Here is a 15,231-nt window from a genome sequence, read left to right as displayed (position 1 = left end):
GATGAGCGTTGCCGCGCGCATTCAGGCGGCGGAACTGATCCCCGAATGGCGTAGCAGCGGCTCGATGCTCGGCTCGCGGCCGCGGAATGCTTTGAACATCTCTGCGGCGTCGCGAGCGCCACCTTGTTCGAGGATTTCGAGGCGGAAGCGTTGCCCCGTGGCCTGATCGAACACGCCGGCTTCCTCGAACGCCGAGAAGGCGTCGGCCGAGAGCACTTCTGCCCACTTGTAGCTGTAGTATCCAGCCGCATAGCCACCGGCGAAGATGTGGCTGAAGCTGTGCTGGAAGCGGTTGAACTCGGTCTGCGGCACCACTGCGACCTTGGCGCGTACATCGTCGAGCATGCGCTGGACATCGGCGCTGGTCGGCGCTTTGAGTTCATAGTGCAGGCGGAAGTCGAACAGCGAGAACTCGAGCTGGCGCATCATCTGCATCGCAGACTGGAAGTTCTTCGCCGCGACGAGCTTCTCGTAGAGTTCCTCGGGCAGCGGCTCGCCGCTCTCCACGTGGGAGGCGATCAGATCCAGCCCTTCACGCTCCCAGCAGAAGTTCTCCATGAACTGGCTGGGCAGTTCGACCGCATCCCATGCCACGCCGCTGATCCCGGAAACGTCGGCGACCTCCTGGCGGGTTAGCATGTGGTGCAAGCCATGGCCGAACTCGTGGAACAGGGTCAGCACTTCATCGTGGGTGAGCAGCGCGGGCTTACCGCCCACCGGGCGGGTGAAGTTGCACACCAGATAGGCGACCGGACGCTGCAGCTCGCCGCCGTTGCGCCGCAGGCGGGTGCGGCAGACATCCATCCAGGCACCGCCGCGCTTGCCTTCACGCGCGTAGAGATCGAGATAGAAACCAGCGATCGGCGCACCATCATCGAAGATCTCGAAGAAGCGCACGTCATCGTGCCACTTCGGCGCGTCCTGGCGTTCGACCATCTCCAGGCCGTAGAGCCGCTTGACCACCTTGAACAGACCATCGATCGCTTTCGGCGCCGGGAAATAGGGGCGCAGCTGTTCCTGCGAGATCGAATAGCGCGCCTCGCGGAGCTTCTCGGCGGCATAGCTCGAATCCCAAGGCTCGAGGTGCTCGATGCCGAGAGCCTCGCGGGCGAACTGCTGGAGTTCGGCGTATTCCCGCTCGGCCTGGGGCTTGCCACGGGTGGCGAGGTCTTCGAGGAAGTCGAGCACCTGGCGCGGAGACTCGGCCATTTTGGTCGCCAGTGACAGGTCGGCGTAGGTAGCGAACCCGAGTAGTTGAGCGAGCTCGTGGCGCAGCGAGAGGATTTCCGCCATCACCTCGGAGTTGTCGAACTTGCTGGCATCCGGCCCTTGGTCGGAGGCGCGGGTGACGAAGGCGGTGTAGACCTCGCGACGCAGTTCACGATCATCGGCGTAGGTGACCACCGGGAAGAAACTCGGGAAATCCAAAGTGACCCGATAGCCTTCGACGCCCTTCGCTTCGGCGTTGGCTCGCAGCGTGTCCCGCGCGCTCTCGGGGAGGCCTGCGAGGCGGGTATCGTCATCGATATCCAGATGCCACGACTGGGTGGCATCGAGGACGTTGTTGGAGAAGGTATTGGAAAGCTCGGAAAGGCGTGCCTGGATCTCGCCATAGCGGGCTTTCTTGTCCGCTGGCAGGTCGACCCCTGCGAGTCGGAAATCACGCAGGGTGTTGTCGATCGACTTTCTCTGCGCTTCGTCGAGGTCTTCGTATTCCGCGCTCTGGCGCAGCGATTCGAAAGCGGCGAACAGCCCTTCGTGCTGGCCGAACCAAGTGCCGTAGGCGGAAAGCTTGGCAAGGCAGGCCTGGTAGGCCTCTCGCAGTTCGCTCGAATTCTTCACCGAATTGAGGTGGGAGACCGGAGACCAGGCTTGGGACAGTTCCTCCCCGGCATCTTCCAGTGGCTTGGCCAGTCCTTTCCAGCTGAAATCACCCGCTGCCACGAGCCGGTCGACGGTGGCCCGGTTGCGCTCGATCAGTGTATCGATCGCGGGCTCGACGTGGCGCGGCTCGATATCGGCAAAGGGCGGAAGCTCGTGGGGCTGGAGCAACGGGTTGCTATGCATGAAGGGTCCTCGGCGTGTACGGCTGTTCATACTGCATGTTGGGCCCACCTGGGGGAGTTTCAATTGCGCTTTTGCGGTGGAAGGGAGGATTCGGCGTATCGAGAGATGAAATGACGATGATGCTGGACGATGTCTCGGCCGAAGTATGTTCCGCTGAAAGGGCATTAGTCGATCGCGTCGTGATTGGCGTCCGAGCCTACCCTTTGCCCATCGCACGAGGTGAATCATCGATGACCCTGTCCAGAAGAACTTTTCTCGCCGGTTGCTCGAGCGCGCTGATCGCGGCTCGCGCCAACTGGGCCATGGCGCAGACCTCGACCAGTACCAAGAAAGGGCTGGCGGGCGCCGCGCCCTCCGCTTCGGGAATGCATACTGCGTGGTACTACAACTGGGGATTGACGCCTTCTGAAGAGGGTATGCCGGCGAACGATGCGACGATGCGCTTCGTGCCGATGGTCTGGGGGTGGAATCCAGCGGACACGCCCCACTGGCTGGGCACGATAGCCTCTCCCCGGCCACAGTTGCTGTTTGGTTTCAATGAGCCCGACCGGCAGGATCAGTCCAATGTACCGGTCGAGCAGGCGCTGGATGCTTGGCCGAGCCTTGAGCAGGTCGATCCCGTCGAGCTGGTCGGGCCCTCCTGCGCTCAGCCTCACGGTGCCTGGATGCAGGAGTTCATGGCCGGAGCGCAGTCTCGTGGCTTACGGGTCGATTCGGTGGGGTTTCACCATTACGGATCTCCCTCGTCGGAGGCGTTCATCGATCTGCTCGAGTTCGTCCACCAGCTCTACGATCGCCCGCTGTGGGTCAATGAGTTCGCGGTAGGGGATTGGGAAGCATGGGACGGCACCAGGCCTAATCGCTATAACCGCGAAGAGACCCTGATATTCATGCAGGAAGTCTGCGCGTTCATGGAAAACACCCCGTGGGTGCGCGGCTATTCCTGGTATCCATGGGGGATTGGAGGGGAGAATGGCCCACTGGCTACGTCGACGTTGTTCGATGCCAATGGAGAGTTGAACGAACTTGGCCAAGCCTATGCCGCGATATGAGCCGGGTCTCGCTGACGGGTGGTGGCGGGGGAAGACGAGGCTCTATTCGCGGGGCATGCTGGGGCTGTGCGAGTGGCGAGAAGCATCGGCTCTTTACCTAGCATCTCTCAGGGGCGCGCCGCATTTCGTGGGTAAGTGTCATCGCGCCCTACCGATTAGTCAGTGGTCAGAGCGTGTGGCTCTGCAGACCTTGGCGCATCCAGCGCTCGAGCCTGAGCACGGCGCGGCGGTCATGAGGCAGCGGCAGCAGTAGTGTCAGAGGGGGATATGCGTCATGGCGGGTAAGGCGCGCCATACCGATGGGGGAGTCGTATTCGTAGCTGACTTTGGGGGGAAGCTTGATCAGACAGACCTCTCCGAGGTCGTTGATCCAGTAGAGTTCTTGCATGGATCTTCTCCGCCGGTCGGGTTTGAGATGCTCGGTTCCAGATGAAAAAGGCCCGCGTTGTTGCGGGCAACGGCCTATCAAACAAGGTATTAAAATTTAACCCAGGTTTATTTTTTTCGCAAGATACGAGTTGCTTTACCTGCGGTTTCTCGTGTTAGTGGGCTATGTCATGTCCTCGCCCGATTTCTGGATGGCGCGATGCACTGGCTGGTCACGCTGGATTCCTCGGCGCTCGACTTCCACCTTGGCCGATGTCCGTCCGATCGCCGGGATGACCTCCTTCGACCTGCTCACCACCATCCCGCCGGATATTCTTCCTGCCTTCGGCGGCTTGTTGATCGTCTGGTTTGCGGTCATGGTGCTCGATGAGTGCCACGCCCTGCGCGCGCCGGGTGTTCGCGAGGTCGGGTTCGTGCTTTGGCGAGGCATGGCGCGGTAGCTGGCGATCCCGCCGGTGGCGTTGGTTCTGGTAGCCTCCTTGATCAGGATATGAATGCATTCGACCGAGAACGAGGAAGCGAAGATGAACGTACGCGGTTTTCGCGGCCGCGCGCCGGTGCTTGGTGCGCGAGTCATGATCGATCCAACCAGCGTGGTGCTCGGCGACGTGGAGCTCGGCGACGATGTTTCCGTTTGGCCACAGGCGGTGATCCGGGGCGACATGCATCGCATTCGTATCGGTGCGCGAACCAGCGTGCAGGACGGCGTGGTGCTGCACATCACCCACGCCAGCGGCTACAACCCTGAGGGCTACCCTCTGTCCATCGGTCGAGAGGTGACCATCGGCCACCGTGCGGTGCTGCATGGCTGCACGATCGGGGACCGGGTGCTGGTCGGCATGGGGGCGGTCGTGCTCGACGGTGTGGTGGTCGAGGACGAAGTGCTGATCGCTGCTGGTGCGGTGGTGACTCCGGGAAAACGGCTCGAGCGCGGCCACGTCTATGCCGGCAATCCAGCGCGCAAGCTGCGGGAGTTGAGGCCGGATGAGTACGCGTTTTTCGTCTATTCGGCGAATAACTACGTAAAGCTCAAGGATGAGTATCTGAACGCCGCCGAGTAGTTTTCGCAGTCGAAGTGAATGTCTGCGTAATTGATTGTTGTTACAAACAATGGTGCGTCATAATCTGTTTCTTTGAACAGTGTTTTTTCGTTCACTGGTATTTCCTACAGATGAAGGCGCATGGCCGACTTCAAGACGCATTTATCCGCAGCGGCGATGACCGGCGCGGGGCTTTCTACCGCGGGCTGGTACTTGGGGGCCTGGACGCTCAGCGAGGCGCTGGCGCTGACCGGCTTGGTGGCCCTGGGGGGAATACTCCCCGATATCGATGCTGATCGCTCTCACGCAGTGGGGTTGATCTTCACGATGCTCGCGGTGATCGCGATGGTCGCTGCGGTGATCGCACTGACACCGCACATGACGCTTGCTTCACTGGCCAGCACTGGGATCGGCGTCTACACCGGGGTGCGCTATATCGCCAGCGGCTTGTTTCGTCGTCTCACGGTGCACCGGGGAGTCTGGCATTCGCTGCTTGCCGCGTTGGCCAGCGGTTTTTCGATCAGCGCGCTTGGCTATCACTTCTTCGGTAGTACGGCTGAGCAGGCATGGCTGCAGGGCGCGGCACTTTGCCTGGGCGTTGTGATCCACCTTTTGCTCGATGAGTGCTATAGCGTGGACATGGTCGGCCAGAGGATGAAGCGCTCCTTCGGCACCGCGCTCAAGCTCTTCGACTATCAATCTCCGTTCAGCGCCATGGCGATGGGTGTCGTGATCGTCTGCCTGCTGCCCTGGTTGCCGCCGTGGAATGGGTTGTTCACCCTCGTCGATCTGCTGCAGGGGCTTTGGCAGTACCGATGGCGATGATGGATGAGCTCGGTTCGTAACTTCCACCCGGTGGCTTTTTTCCGGAGTTTTTGACCTTTGGGTCAAAAACCTGCGGAAAGGGCTTGCCAAGTGGCGAGGGGGTCTATAAAGTACGCCCTCGCTGACCGGGGTTAACCCGCAGCGGGAAGAGCAAGTCATTGATTGTTTTGGTGTTTCAGGTTGGTTCGGGAACGGGTGGTTGGCTGGTTCCGAACGACACTTCCTCAAGGAAGTGGTTGACACCAAAGCGTTTCTGAGTAGAATGCTCATCCACTCGACGCAGGGCACGCTTCTTCGAAGCAAGGTTCAGCCCGCGACGAGACGCTCTTTAACAAGTCGATCAGGCAATTTGTGTGGGCGCTCGGCTCGATGAGACGGCAACGTCACTGATGTATCCAGTCAGGCATCGAGGCAGCGACCACAAAGGCAAGCGATCCATCGTTTGTCGATGTAACAGCTCTGTCGAGCCAGGCTAAGCCGTCCGTCTTTTCGAAGGTGGGGGGCAGCAAGATTTAAACTGAAGAGTTTGATCATGGCTCAGATTGAACGCTGGCGGCAGGCCTAACACATGCAAGTCGAGCGGCAGCACAGGGAGCTTGCTCCCTGGTGGCGAGCGGCGGACGGGTGAGTAATGCATGGGAATCTGCCCGGTAGAGGGGGATAACGTGTGGAAACGCACGCTAATACCGCATACGTCCTACGGGAGAAAGGAGGGGATCTTCGGACCTTCCGCTATCGGATGAGCCCATGTCGGATTAGCTAGTTGGTAGGGTAAAGGCCTACCAAGGCAACGATCCGTAGCTGGTCTGAGAGGATGATCAGCCACACTGGGACTGAGACACGGCCCAGACTCCTACGGGAGGCAGCAGTGGGGAATATTGGACAATGGGGGCAACCCTGATCCAGCCATGCCGCGTGTGTGAAGAAGGCCTTCGGGTTGTAAAGCACTTTCAGCGAGGAGGAACGCCTTTGGGTTAATACCCTGGAGGGGGGACGTTACTCGCAGAAGAAGCACCGGCTAACTCCGTGCCAGCAGCCGCGGTAATACGGAGGGTGCGAGCGTTAATCGGAATTACTGGGCGTAAAGGGCGCGTAGGCGGTCTGTTAAGCCAGATGTGAAAGCCCCGGGCTCAACCTGGGAACAGCATTTGGAACTGGCGGACTTGAGTGCAGGAGAGGAAGGTAGAATTCCCGGTGTAGCGGTGAAATGCGTAGAGATCGGGAGGAATACCAGTGGCGAAGGCGGCCTTCTGGACTGACACTGACGCTGAGGCGCGAAAGCGTGGGTAGCAAACAGGATTAGATACCCTGGTAGTCCACGCCGTAAACGATGTCAACTAGCCGTTGGATCCCTTGAGGATTTAGTGGCGCAGCTAACGCACTAAGTTGACCGCCTGGGGAGTACGGCCGCAAGGCTAAAACTCAAATGAATTGACGGGGGCCCGCACAAGCGGTGGAGCATGTGGTTTAATTCGATGCAACGCGAAGAACCTTACCTACCCTTGACATCCAGAGGACTATCCAGAGATGGATGGGTGCCTTCGGGAACTCTGAGACAGGTGCTGCATGGCTGTCGTCAGCTCGTGTTGTGAAATGTTGGGTTAAGTCCCGTAACGAGCGCAACCCCTATCCTTATTTGCCAGCGATTCGGTCGGGAACTCTAAGGAGACTGCCGGTGACAAACCGGAGGAAGGTGGGGACGACGTCAAGTCATCATGGCCCTTACGGGTAGGGCTACACACGTGCTACAATGGCGAGTACAGAGGGTTGCGAAGCGGCGACGTGAAGCCAATCCCAGAAAGCTCGCCTCAGTCCGGATTGGAGTCTGCAACTCGACTCCATGAAGTCGGAATCGCTAGTAATCGCGAATCAGAATGTCGCGGTGAATACGTTCCCGGGCCTTGTACACACCGCCCGTCACACCATGGGAGTGGATTGCACCAGAAGTGGCTAGTTTAACCTTCGGGAGAACGGTCACCACGGTGTGGTTCATGACTGGGGTGAAGTCGTAACAAGGTAGCCGTAGGGGAACCTGCGGCTGGATCACCTCCTTAAACGACAGCGCCGTGGTTGAGCCGAGTACCCACACCAAATTGCCTGATCGAAAGCAAGAGCGAAGTACTAAGGGTCTACGGCCCCGGCTTGGGTCTGTAGCTCGGTTGGTTGGAGCGCATCCCCTGACCTTGTGGAAAGCAGGGTGAGGTCGGCAGTTCGAAGTATGCCGAAGGTAAGCTCTGAGTGCCCGAAGCTGGGTCTGTAGCTCAGTTGGTTAGAGCGCACCCCTGATAAGGGTGAGGTCGGCAGTTCGAATCTGCCCAGACCCACCATTCTCCTGGTTGGATCTGTGAGAGCGGTGACGACAACGGGGCCTTAGCTCAGCTGGGAGAGCGCCTGCTTTGCACGCAGGAGGTCAGCGGTTCGATCCCGCTAGGCTCCACCATCGATTCGTTTGAATCGAGGTCGCTGTCCAGGCCAACGAAGAAAATACCGATGCCAGTCGCAAACCAATGTCCTCCGGATCAAGAGGAAGACGTGGGTTTCCGACTGTCTTCGCGACAGTACGCTCTTTAACAATGTGGATCATGCTGACCAAGTCCAGCGCGAACACCGGGGTGGAGACCTCGTGTCGTGAACGCTGGCCTGCCGGCCGCAAGGCGGGCAGAGAGATACGTCTCAAGCGTATCCGGCGAAATTGTTTTCGTTGATCGGTGACCAGACCCCTTCGGGTTATATGGTCAAGCGATTAAGCGCACACGGTGGATGCCTTGGCAGCCAGAGGCGATGAAAGACGTGATAGCCTGCGATAAGCGTTGGGGAGGTGGCAAATGACCTTTGATCCAGCGATTTCTGAATGGGGAAACCCACCGGCCAGAAGGTCGGTATCCGTACGCCAATACATAACGTACGGAGGCGAACCGGGAGAACTGAAACATCTAAGTACCCCGAGGAAAAGACATCAATTGAGATTCCCCCAGTAGCGGCGAGCGACCGGGGAGAAGCCCTTAAGCAGCTTATGTTCTAGTGGAACCGTCTGGAAAGTCGGGCCGTAGCGGGTGATAGCCCCGTACATGAAAGGGCATAGGGTGTGAAAACGAGTAGGACGGGGCACGTGAAACCCTGTCTGAACATGGGGGGACCATCCTCCAAGGCTAAATACTCCTGGCTGACCGATAGTGAACCAGTACCGTGAGGGAAAGGCGAAAAGAACCCCGGCGAGGGGAGTGAAATAGATCCTGAAACCGTGTGCGTACAAGCAGTGGGAGCAGGCAAGTCCTGTGACTGCGTACCTTTTGTATAATGGGTCAGCGACTTATTCTCAGTAGCGAGCTTAACCGTATAGGGGAGGCGTAGGGAAACCGAGTCTTAAATGGGCGACATAGTTGCTGGGAATAGACCCGAAACCGGGCGATCTATCCATGGGCAGGTTGAAGGTTGAGTAACATCAACTGGAGGACCGAACCGGGATCTGTTGAAAAAGATTCGGATGACCTGTGGATCGGAGTGAAAGGCTAATCAAGCTCGGAGATAGCTGGTTCTCCTCGAAAGCTATTTAGGTAGCGCCTCACGTATCACCATCGGGGGTAGAGCACTGTTTCGGCTAGGGGCCCATCCCGGGTTACCAACCCGAGGCAAACTCCGAATACCGATGAGTGCAGCGTGGGAGACACACGGCGGGTGCTAACGTCCGTCGTGAAAAGGGAAACAACCCAGACCGTCAGCTAAGGCCCCAAAATTCTGGTTAAGTGGGAAACGATGTGGGAAGGCTTAGACAGCTAGGAGGTTGGCTTAGAAGCAGCCATCCTTTAAAGAAAGCGTAATAGCTCACTAGTCGAGTCGGCCTGCGCGGAAGATGTAACGGGGCTCAAACCAGGTGCCGAAGCTACGGGTGTGCCTGCATCACTTAAGACTATTCGCTTGCACGAGCGCAGCGAGTGAAAGCCATCCACGAACGTCGAGTGGGTGGCGTTGCGCGTGAAGGGAGTAGGCTTAAGGATGCAGGCATGCGGTAGAGGAGCGTTGTGTACGCCTGCGAAGGTGGATCGTAAGGTCTGCTGGAGGTATCACAAGTGCGAATGCTGACATGAGTAACGACAAGGGGTGTGAAAACCACCCCCGCCGGAAGACCAAGGGTTTCTGTTCGACGTCAATCGGAGCAGAGTGAGTCGGCCCCTAAGGCGAGGCCGAAAGGCGTAGTCGATGGGAAACGGGTCAATATTCCCGTACCAGACGTTACTGCGATGGGGGGACGGAGAAGGCTAGGCGGGCCCGGCGTTGGTTGTCCGGGTAAAAGTAGGTAGGCCGAATCTCCTGGCAAATCCGGAGGTTCAAAGCCGAGATACGAGACGAACCAGTTTTTCGGAACTGGGAAGCCGTTGATGCCACGCTTCCAGGAAAAGCCTCTAAGCTTCAGGTAACGTGTGACCGTACCCCAAACCGACACAGGTGGTCAGGTAGAGAATACCAAGGCGCTTGAGAGAACTCGGGTGAAGGAACTAGGCAAAATGGCACCGTAACTTCGGGAGAAGGTGCGCCGGCGTAGGGTGAAGAGACTAGCTCTCGGAGCGCGAACCGGTCGAAGAGTCCAGGTGGCTGCAACTGTTTATTAAAAACACAGCACTCTGCTAACGCGTAAGCGGACGTATAGGGTGTGACGCCTGCCCGGTGCCGGAAGGTTAATTGATGGTGTTAGCTTAGGCGAAGCTCCTGATCGAAGCCCCGGTAAACGGCGGCCGTAACTATAACGGTCCTAAGGTAGCGAAATTCCTTGTCGGGTAAGTTCCGACCTGCACGAATGGCGTAATGATGGCCACACTGTCTCCACCCGAGACTCAGTGAAATTGAAATCGCTGTGAAGATGCAGTGTACCCGCGGCTAGACGGAAAGACCCCGTGAACCTTTACTACAGCTTCACACTGGACGCTGATGTTGCTTGTGTAGGATAGCTGGGAGGCTATGAACCCTGGACGCCAGTTCGGGGGGAGCCAACCTTGAAATACCAGCCTGGCATCATTGGCGTTCTAACTTGCCCCCGTGATCCGGGGGAAGGACAGTGTGTGGTGGGTAGTTTGACTGGGGCGGTCTCCTCCCAAAGAGTAACGGAGGAGCACGAAGGTACCCTCAGCACGGTTGGAAATCGTGCATTGAGTGCAAGAGCATAAGGGTGCTTGACTGCGAGACGGACAGGTCGAGCAGGTACGAAAGTAGGTTCTAGTGATCCGGTGGTTCTGTATGGAAGGGCCATCGCTCAACGGATAAAAGGTACTCCGGGGATAACAGGCTGATACCGCCCAAGAGTTCACATCGACGGCGGTGTTTGGCACCTCGATGTCGGCTCATCACATCCTGGGGCTGAAGTCGGTCCCAAGGGTATGGCTGTTCGCCATTTAAAGTGGTACGCGAGCTGGGTTTAGAACGTCGTGAGACAGTTCGGTCCCTATCTGCCGTGGGCGTTGGAAGTTTGAGAAGCGCTGCTCCTAGTACGAGAGGACCGGAGTGGACGAACCTCTGGTGTTCCGGTTGTCACGCCAGTGGCATTGCCGGGTAGCTATGTTCGGACGGGATAACCGCTGAAAGCATCTAAGCGGGAAGCCCCCTTCAAGATGAGACTTCCCTGGGGCCTCGAGCCCCCTAAAGGACCCTCGAAGACGACGAGGTTGATAGGCACGGTGTAGAAGAGCGGTCAACGCTTTGAGCTAACGTGTACTAATGGTCCGTGAGGCTTGACCATATAACCCCAAGTGGTCAGGTCATCGAAAGACGAAGCAACGGATACGACGAGACGATCTCGGCCAGCATGATCCACGAATCAGTGAAGTTTGCCTTGATGGGCAGGCTTTGCGCCAGAATATGCTTGACGACCATAGCGAGCGGGTCCCACCTGACCCCATGCCGAACTCAGCAGTGAAACCGCTCAGCGCCGATGGTAGTGTGGGGTCTCCCCATGTGAGAGTAGGTCATCGTCAAGCATTCATCCCGAGAACCCCCGCACCGATGGTGCGGGGGTTTTCACCTTTTGGGGCCGCCCGGCGAGGGGCGCCCCAAAAGGGGTGCCCCAAAAGGGGCGGCGAGAGCAGAGAGAACGGCAGCGGAGCGCACGCCCGGTGGATGGTTTACCCACAGCCGGTTCGCGGCAGGCGCTGTGGATAAGATTGCGGCGCGCATCGAGCGTTTCGATCGACTCCATTGCTTGCGACTCATGGCCGATGCAACGAGTCGAGGGTTACCGCAGCTCAGCCGGCTTCATAGAGTTCCAGCGGTGTTCCGTCAGGATCGGCGAAGAAGGTGAAACGCCGTCCGGTGAGTTCATCCACCCGCACTGGTTCGCAGGTCACGCCGCGTGTCTCGAGCACCTGGCGGGCGACGTCCACATCCCGACAGCGAAAGGCCAAGTGGCGCAGGCCACAGGCTTCCGGGCGATTGACCCGCGGTGGCGGCGTAGGAAAGGAGAACAGTTCGAGCTGCGCACCACCGGGCAGAAGCAGATCGAGCTTGTAGCTTTCACGCTCCACGCGCAAAGTCTCGTCGATCACCTTGGCGCCAAGGATGTCGACATAGAAGTGCTTGGCGCGCGGATAGTCCGAGGTGATCAACGCCACATGGTGGAATCCATCGAGCCCCAGCCCTGGATCGCTCATGCTTGGATCTCGTCGATCGCCTCGACCAGCGTGCGCATCTCTTCATCGGTGCCGATCGTGATGCGGAGGAAAGGTGCCAGCGCCGGGCTCGAGAAGTGACGCACCAACAGCCCCCGTTCGCGCAGCGATTCGAACAGTGCCGGCCCATCGATGCGCGTCGGCCTGGCAAAGAGGAAATTGCTGCTCGAGGGCAGCACGTCGAAGCCGCGCGCTGTTAGCGCTTCCCTGCTCCACTCTCGGGTTGCGATCACCGCCGCCGTAGAGCGTTCGAAGTACGCTTGGTCGGCCAGGGAAGCGATCGCGCACGCTTCGGCGAGTCGGTCGATAGGGTAGGAGTTGAACGAGTTCTTGACTCGCCCAATGCCCTCGATCAATTCCTTGGAGCCGATCGCGAAGCCGAGCCTTAGGCCTGCGAGGCTGCGGGACTTGGAGAAGGTGCCGCAAACCAGCAGGTTCGGATAGCGCTCGATCAGAGGAACCGCGCTCTGCGCACCGAAGTCGACGTAGGCTTCGTCGACCAGCACCACTGAGTCACGCTGGCGCTCGAGCAATCCTGCGATCGCCTCGCGCGGGTGTGCATGGCCGGTGGGAGCGTTGGGGTTGGCGAAGATCACGCCACCGTTGTTGGTGGGAAATGCCTCGAGGTCGACCTTCCACTCGTGATCGAGGGGCAGCGCCTTGCGTTCGACACCATAGAGCTGGCAATAGACTGGATAGAAGCTGTAGCTGATTTCCGGCATGTAGAGAGGCAGCGGCTGGCGGAAGAAAGCCATGAATGCCAGCGCCAGCACTTCGTCGGAACCGTTACCGACGAACACCTGCTCCGGCGTGACCGCATAGTGCTCGGCTATTGCCGTGCGCAATGCTCGGGATTCGGGGTCCGGATACAGTCTGAGTGCGGAGGCATCGAAGTCGCGCAGCGTATCTGCGACGCCGGGCGCCGGTGGATAGGGGTTCTCGTTGGTATTCAGCTTGATCAACCGCTGGCGCGGCTGCTCGCCCGGAACATAGGGGGTGAGTTGGTGTACCTCGGGACTCCAGAACTTACTCATGTGGTCTCGCTTGCTTCAAGGGCGCCAGGGCGAAAGCCTCATGGTCGCGCTTGCACGCTGGCCGCGCAAGCGCGGGCGCGCAGGATGATCGTTGGCTTGAATCCAGTGCTTTCGTGGTCATCTCCTTGCACGGTGTCGATATGCTAATGTGGGCGAGAAAATCACGATGGCGTCCCAGCCTCGGCGCCTTCGTAGCTGATCCAGGGATTGAGGAGAACGCAATGAATATCAAGATGTTGCTGGCAGGTGCTGGAGCTTCCGTGCTGCTGGCGGGATGTGCGGGGCAGCAGAGTTCGGCGCCAGCCGGCTCGGGTGCCGCATCACAGAGTTCGTCCGCCGACGAGCAGGTATATCGTGGCACGCTGCCTTGTCGCAGTTGCAGTGGCATCCTCACTACCGTCGAGCTCTCGGGCGACGAGAACTCGGCATCCCCCTCCGAGCGAACCTTCACGCTCGATGCGGCCTATCAAGGCCATCCGCAGAATCCGCCCGCCGAGCACTACCAGGGCACTTGGGACATCATTTCAGGGATTCCCACCGATCCCCAAGCGTCGGTGCTCGAGCTGACACCCGATCAGCGCAGCGATGGCCAAATGTACTACTTCCTGCAAATCGATGACCGCACGCTCGAGCTGATCGACCCCCAGCTTCATCGTTTCGAGAATGGCGAGAGCCTGCGTCTCCAGCGTCAATGATCGATGGCCGATGCGCCCACGCTCGCTCAGGCTCCCCGGGTGGACGTGATCGTCCTGGCCTCGAGCTCGGTCATCGATAAGGCATAGTTTCGAGAGGTTTCGATGGCCAAGGCCAAGACCGCTTTCGTCTGCACCGAGTGCGGCGCTGAATACAGCAAGTGGCAGGGACAGTGCAGTAACTGCCGGGAATGGAACACGCTTAGCGAGCTTCGGCTCGCGCCCAGCCCGCGTCCGGGCGCGCAGCCCGCGCGGCAAGGCTATGCCGGCGCCGCTTCGAACGAGGTGATCGACCTAGCCAGCGTCGATCTCGCCGAGGTGCCGCGTTTCTCCTCCACCTTCGAGGAGTTCGATCGCGTGCTCGGTGGTGGCTTGGTGCCCGGCTCCGCCGTGCTGCTCGGCGGCAACCCGGGGGCCGGCAAGTCCACTTTGCTGCTGCAGACCGCCTGCAAGCTGGCCCAGGCCAAACGGGTGCTGTACGTCACCGGCGAAGAGTCGCTCTCCCAGGTGGCGATGCGCGCTCATCGGCTGCAGCTGCCCACTCAGGGGCTCAGGATGCTCGCCGAGACCAGCGTCGAGACGGTCATCGCTACCGCCGAACGCGAACGCCCCGATATCCTGATCATCGATTCGATCCAGACCATGCACCTCGAGGAGGTCACTTCCGCTCCGGGCGGCGTGGCTCAGGTGCGCGAATCCGCCGCGGCGCTGACCCGCTTCGCCAAGCGTACCAACACCGTGCTGCTGCTGGTCGGTCACGTCACCAAGGATGGCACTCTCGCTGGCCCCAAGGTGCTCGAACACATGATCGACGCATCGCTTCTGCTCGAAGGCGGCGCGGATTCTCGTTTTCGCACCCTGCGTGGGCAGAAGAATCGTTTCGGTGCGGTCAACGAGTTGGGCGTCTTCGCCATGCTCGAGCACGGGCTCAAGGAAGTGAAGAACCCGAGTGCGATCTTCCTCTCTCGCCATGAGGAGCAGTCCGCGGGCAGCCTGGTAATGGTGGTATGGGAAGGTACGCGACCGATTCTGGTCGAAGTCCAGGCACTGCTCGATGAGTCGCAGATGAGCAATCCCCGCCGCGTCGCGGTCGGTCTGGATGGCCAGCGCCTGGCTATGCTGCTTGCCGTGCTGCATAAGCACGGGGGACTGTTCACCGGTGACCAGGACGTATTCCTCAACGTGGTCGGCGGGGTCAAGGTGCTCGAGACCAGCGCTGATCTTGCCGTGTTACTGGCGGTGGTCTCGAGTTTGCGCAATCAGCCACTGCCTCGCGAGCTGGTGGTCTTCGGCGAGGTGGGGTTGTCCGGGGAAATTCGCCCGGTGCCGAGCGGCCAGAGCCGTATCGCTGAAGCCGCCAAGCATGGTTTCACTCGTGCCATCGTGCCGAGCGCCAACGCGCCCAAGCAGCCGCCCGAAGGCATGCAGGTAATCGCGGTCGACAAACTCGCCGACGCTCTCGCGGCGATCTAGGCTTGCTT

Annotated in this window: 10 protein-coding genes, 2 tRNA genes and 3 rRNA genes; 11 read left to right on the top strand and 4 right to left on the bottom strand. The window is 59.5% G+C overall.

Translation table 11 applies throughout. The features are described 5' to 3' along the window. Positions 1-21: 21 nt before the first annotated feature. Positions 22-2,067, bottom strand: a complete 2,046-nt coding sequence (gene prlC / locus A5892_RS00530; RefSeq protein WP_064121127.1) for an oligopeptidase A — start codon at positions 2,065-2,067, stop codon at positions 22-24. A 110-nt stretch (positions 2,068-2,177) separates the two neighbouring features. On the opposite strand from prlC, the gene A5892_RS00525 reads away from it, so the two are divergent. Next, positions 2,178-3,119, top strand: coding sequence for a glycosyl hydrolase (locus A5892_RS00525; protein WP_064121126.1), 942 nt, complete (start codon positions 2,178-2,180; stop codon positions 3,117-3,119). Between the two features lie 166 nt (positions 3,120-3,285). Here the strand turns inward: A5892_RS00525 and A5892_RS00520 are convergent, their stop codons facing one another. Continuing rightward, entirely contained in the window at positions 3,286-3,507 is a 222-nt protein-coding gene (locus A5892_RS00520; RefSeq protein ID WP_064121125.1) for a hypothetical protein, read from the bottom strand. Between the two features lie 130 nt (positions 3,508-3,637). Between A5892_RS00520 and A5892_RS20075 the strand changes: the two genes are divergently transcribed. The 8 genes from A5892_RS20075 (at position 3,638) to rrf (ending at position 11,337) form a co-directional block, all read left to right on the top strand. After that, a complete protein-coding gene (locus tag A5892_RS20075) occupies positions 3,638-3,946 on the top strand; it encodes a hypothetical protein (RefSeq protein ID WP_150123438.1) in 309 nt (102 codons plus the stop codon). Positions 3,947-4,030: 84 nt separating this feature from the next. After that, a complete protein-coding gene (locus tag A5892_RS00510; RefSeq protein WP_064124213.1) occupies positions 4,031-4,567 on the top strand; it encodes a gamma carbonic anhydrase family protein in 537 nt (178 codons plus the stop codon). A gap of 120 nt (positions 4,568-4,687) precedes the next feature. Beyond that, on the top strand, positions 4,688-5,371 hold the full coding sequence (locus A5892_RS00505) for a metal-dependent hydrolase (RefSeq protein ID WP_064121123.1): 684 nt from the start codon (positions 4,688-4,690) through the stop codon (positions 5,369-5,371). Between the two features lie 514 nt (positions 5,372-5,885). Then, positions 5,886-7,425, top strand: a 16S ribosomal RNA gene (locus tag A5892_RS00500). A 196-nt stretch (positions 7,426-7,621) separates the two neighbouring features. After that, positions 7,622-7,698 (top strand) — tRNA-Ile (locus tag A5892_RS00495). A gap of 37 nt (positions 7,699-7,735) precedes the next feature. Further along, positions 7,736-7,811: transfer RNA gene (locus A5892_RS00490), tRNA-Ala, on the top strand. Between the two features lie 293 nt (positions 7,812-8,104). Next, positions 8,105-11,099 (top strand): 23S ribosomal RNA (locus tag A5892_RS00485). A gap of 122 nt (positions 11,100-11,221) precedes the next feature. Continuing rightward, a 5S ribosomal RNA gene (gene rrf, locus A5892_RS00480) occupies positions 11,222-11,337 on the top strand. The 16S, 23S and 5S rRNA genes sit together here with 2 tRNA genes alongside, the layout of an rRNA operon. Before the next feature lie 264 nt (positions 11,338-11,601). Here the strand turns inward: rrf and gloA2 are convergent. Then, a complete protein-coding gene (gloA2, locus tag A5892_RS00475) occupies positions 11,602-12,006 on the bottom strand; it encodes an SMU1112c/YaeR family gloxylase I-like metalloprotein (protein ID WP_064121122.1) in 405 nt (134 codons plus the stop codon). After that, positions 12,003-13,058 carry a histidinol-phosphate transaminase gene (gene hisC, locus A5892_RS00470; RefSeq protein ID WP_064121121.1) on the bottom strand — a complete coding sequence of 352 codons (1,056 nt, stop codon included), beginning with the start codon at positions 13,056-13,058 and terminating at the stop codon, positions 12,003-12,005. The genes gloA2 and hisC overlap by 4 nt, the downstream gene beginning before the upstream one ends. Before the next feature lie 221 nt (positions 13,059-13,279). Here hisC and A5892_RS00465 point away from each other — a divergent pair, with 221 nt between their 5' ends. Together A5892_RS00465 and radA are read left to right on the top strand one after the other, a co-directional pair. After that, a complete protein-coding gene (locus tag A5892_RS00465; RefSeq protein WP_064121120.1) occupies positions 13,280-13,753 on the top strand; it encodes a copper resistance protein NlpE N-terminal domain-containing protein in 474 nt (157 codons plus the stop codon). 102 nt (positions 13,754-13,855) lie between these two features. Further along, a complete protein-coding gene (gene radA / locus A5892_RS00460; RefSeq protein ID WP_064121119.1) occupies positions 13,856-15,223 on the top strand; it encodes a DNA repair protein RadA in 1,368 nt (455 codons plus the stop codon). Positions 15,224-15,231: the final 8 nt, after the last annotated feature.

It is taken from the genome of Halotalea alkalilenta, from assembly GCF_001648175.1.
Classification (GTDB): Bacteria; Pseudomonadota; Gammaproteobacteria; order Pseudomonadales; family Halomonadaceae; genus Halotalea; species Halotalea alkalilenta_A.
Note: the sequence above shows the minus strand (reverse complement) of the source record. Positions and strands in the feature narration are given on the sequence as shown.

Excerpts from the sequence above, each read along its gene's own strand:
- A5892_RS00505 (WP_064121123.1), top strand. The coding sequence starts at position 4,688 with ATGGCCGACTTCAAGACGCATTTATCCGCAGCGGCGATGACCGGCGCG.
- A5892_RS00510 (WP_064124213.1), top strand. The coding sequence starts at position 4,031 with ATGAACGTACGCGGTTTTCGCGGCCGCGCGCCGGTGCTTGGTGCGCGA.
- radA (WP_064121119.1), top strand. The coding sequence starts at position 13,856 with ATGGCCAAGGCCAAGACCGCTTTCGTCTGCACCGAGTGCGGCGCTGAA.
- A5892_RS00465 (WP_064121120.1), top strand. The coding sequence starts at position 13,280 with ATGAATATCAAGATGTTGCTGGCAGGTGCTGGAGCTTCCGTGCTGCTG.
- prlC (WP_064121127.1), bottom strand. The coding sequence starts at position 2,067 with ATGCATAGCAACCCGTTGCTCCAGCCCCACGAGCTTCCGCCCTTTGCC.
- A5892_RS00520 (WP_064121125.1), bottom strand. The coding sequence starts at position 3,507 with ATGCAAGAACTCTACTGGATCAACGACCTCGGAGAGGTCTGTCTGATC.
- gloA2 (WP_064121122.1), bottom strand. The coding sequence starts at position 12,006 with ATGAGCGATCCAGGGCTGGGGCTCGATGGATTCCACCATGTGGCGTTG.
- hisC (WP_064121121.1), bottom strand. The coding sequence starts at position 13,058 with ATGAGTAAGTTCTGGAGTCCCGAGGTACACCAACTCACCCCCTATGTT.
- A5892_RS00525 (WP_064121126.1), top strand. The coding sequence starts at position 2,178 with ATGACGATGATGCTGGACGATGTCTCGGCCGAAGTATGTTCCGCTGAA.